Genomic DNA, 3323 nt, shown 5'->3' on the forward strand with positions numbered 1-3323 from the left:
GCGGCCGGACGGCGGGGGGCGTGGCCGCCGGCGTGGCCGCGCTGACGGCGTTCGGCGTGGACGTGGGGCAGGGCCTGTCCGTGGGCGCCGCGCTGGCGACCGGCGCGGCGGTGGGGGCCGCGGGTGTGGCCGCGCTGGGGACGGCGGCGGCGCGCGGCCGGGCGGCCCGGCGCGCGGCGACGGCCGACGAGCGGACCGCGCCCGGCGGCACGGAGCAACTGCGCCTGCTGTGGCTGTCGGCGCTGGAGCGCCGCGGTGTGCGCCCCTTCCTCGAAGCGGAGGCGGAGACCGGGGCCGAGGCGGAGACGGAGACGGAACCACAGTCGACGCCGGAGCCCCCCACCCCCGAGCAGCCCGCGGCAAGGCCCGCCGCGAAGAAGGCCACCCCCCTCGTGCAACTCGCCCGCTCCGCCGCGGACCTGCCCAAGGGCCGCCGCCCCGGCGGCGCGGGCACGGACCGCAGTGCCGCGGCCCGCACCCGGGCCGTACTGGACCAGTCGTTCGGGCAGCTTCCCACTGTGGAGGGCCCGTTCACGGGCCGCGAGGAGGACCTCGCGTTCATCACGCGCGCCGTCCAGCAGTCCCGCGCCCAAGTGGCGGTGCAGCCCACCGTGGTGGTGCTGCACGGCGATCCGGGCAGTGGCCGTACGTCCCTCGCGGTGCGCGCCGCACGGCAGTTGAAGGACCAGTTCCGCGGCGCGTGCGTCGTGGATCTGCGCGGCGCGGACGAGTCGCGTACCGCCCTGCCGACGCGCGACGCGCTGCTGCACCTGCTCAACCGGCTGGGCGCGCCGCGCGAGCAGCTGCTCTTCCGCGACCGGCAGGACCGCCAGGACCGGCAGGACAACGAGCAGCATCTGCGGCGGCTCGGCGAGACGTACCAGCAGCACCTGACCGGCGTGCCGGTGGTGATCGTGCTGGACGACGCCACGGACCCGGCCCAGGTGCGGGCGCTGGTGCCGGAGCGCTCGGAGAGCCTGGTGCTGGTGACCGCGCGTGAGCCGCTCGCGCTGGACCTGCCGGACGCGCGGGTGCACCACCGGGCGGTGGGCCCGCTGTCGGCCGCGGGCACGCACGCGCTGCTGCGGCGGCTGGCCGAGCCCGCGGGGCTGGCGGCGCCCGCCCCCGCGCAGGCGGAGCGGATCGGCGCGCTGTGCGCGGGTCTGCCGCTGGCGCTGCGGATCGCGGGGGCCGCGCTCGCCGACCACCAGGGCTACGACCGGCTCGCCGACGACATCGAGGTGTTCGGTCCGCTGCCCGCGGTGGACCGGATACTGGCGCTGCGCTACCACGACCAGCCCGAGCCCAACCGCCGCCTGCTGCGGCGGCTCGCGCTCGCCGGGCGGGCCAGTTTCGGCGCGGCGGCGGCCGCCGCGCTGCTGGCCACCGACGACCAGGAGGCGGCCCGGCGGCTGGACGAGCTGGCGGCGGCCGGGCTCGTGGACCATGTGCGCGGCAGCCGCTACCGCCCGCACGACCTGGTGCGCGCGTTCGCGGCGGCGCGGCTGCAGGACGAGGAGGATCCGGCGGAGCGGGCGGCCGCGCACGAGCGGCTGATCATCTCGTACGCCGATCTGGCCAACACGGTGGTGCGGCTGGTGGAGGGCAAGACCTCGACGCGCGCGGGCCGCTTCGGGCAGCACGGTTTCGCGTCGCTGGAGCCGGCGCTGCGCTGGCTGGACGAGGAGTCCAGCTTCATCACGGCGGCGCTGCGCGAGACCGAGGGCGTAGACCGGGCGGCGGTGCAGTCGCTGCTGGGCGCGCTGTGCGACTACTGCCTGCTGCGCGGCGACCTCTACCGGCTGGGCGAGATCAGTGAGCTGGCGCAGGCGCAGCAGGCCCGTACGGCCCGGGACGGGCAGGACGAGGACCGCTCGGTGCTGGTGCGCTCGGTGCAGTGGCGCACCGGCATCGCGGCCCGGCAGCTCGGCGAGCTGGACCGCGCCAAGTCGACGCTCAGCACGGTGGTGGACCTGTACTTCGAGGCGCAGCACCCGGCGGGCGCGGCCCGCGCGCTGGACAGCCTCGGCATCACCCTGCACCACCAGGGCAACCTGCGCGAGGCCGAGGCGAAGCTGCGCGAGGCGCTGGCGATCCAGCAGACCCCGGAGCTGGAGGAGGACCGGGCCTGGACGATGCACGCGCTGGCCGCGGTGCTGCGCGACATGGGCCAGCTCGCGGGCGCGCTGGAGCTGCTGCACGAGTCGCTGGAGCTGCACCGCGCCAACGAGAGCGTGCAGGGCCAGGCGTGGGCGCACCTCCAGCTCGGCCAGGTCTACCTGCTGCTCGGCCGCCTGGATCGGGGCGAGCGCGAGCTGCGCGCCGCGGGGCAGGCGTACGCGCAGGCCCGCGACCCGCGCGGCACCGCCTGGACGACGACGCAGCTCGCCCGCGCCCGGCTGCTGCGCGGCGAGGCGCGGGAGGCGTCCGCCGACCTGGACGCCGCGGTGCAGCGGCACCGGGCCAGCGAGGACGCCCGCGGCGAGGCCTGGTCGCTGTACTACCTGGGCCTGGCCCTGGAGGAGAACGGCGACACGGACGCGGCCCTGCGCACCCTGGAGCGCTCCCGGACGATGTTCTCCCGCATGCGGGACGTCTACGGGCTGGCGTGCGCCCGGCACAACTCCGCGCGCGTCACCCGCGACCAGCGCGCGGCCCGTACCGGCAACCTGCGCAACAGCGGCTTCGCCCGGCAGCTCCTCCAGGACGCCCGGCAGGACTTCCGCCGGATCGGCGTCGAGCACGGCGAGGCGTGGTGCTGCGTGGAGCTGGCGGTCATCGACGCGGGCAACGAACGGCTTGTCGAGGCGCTGACGCTGCTGGACGAGGCGCACGGGCTCTTCGCCTCGCTCGGCGACCGGCGCGGCCTGGACTGGGCGGCGTTCCTGCGCGCGACCGTCCTCCCGCTGCTCTCCCCGGAGGGTACGCGGCAGGCGCTGGCCGATCTGCACGGGCTCGCTGCGCGCGAGGCGTACCAGGGGCGGGATCTGGACCTGGACGGCTACGTCGCGACGTACGCGCTCCTGCTGGAACGCGGGTCCGTCGCGCCCGGGGATCCCTGGGAGGCGTGGCGCCTCACCATGACCCCCGGCCGCGCGGCCCGCATGATCATGGCCGTCCCGGCCTAACCCCCACCCCGCCCCGCCGGGCACGCGTTCCCAGGGCCGCGCCCTGCCCCGCCGGGCACCCGTTTTCAGGGCACGGCTGCGCTGCCGAGCACCCGTTTTCAGGGGCGCGGGGAACTGCGCGCTCAGCCCCCACCGGGGCGCGGGTCGGATACCGACCCAAAGGGTCTCTTCGGTCCGATCCGGACCACCGGCCGG

Annotated in this window: 1 protein-coding gene; it reads left to right on the plus strand. The window is 76.8% G+C overall.

The window, feature by feature from the left end:
• Positions 1-20 precede the first annotated feature (20 nt).
• Positions 21-3128 carry a tetratricopeptide repeat protein gene (locus tag ACWERV_RS36565; protein WP_452941188.1) on the plus strand — a complete coding sequence of 1036 codons (3108 nt, stop codon included), beginning with the start codon at positions 21-23 and terminating at the stop codon, positions 3126-3128.
• The last annotated feature ends 195 nt before the right edge of the window (positions 3129-3323 follow it).

It is taken from the genome of Streptomyces sp. NPDC004031, assembly GCF_053604375.1.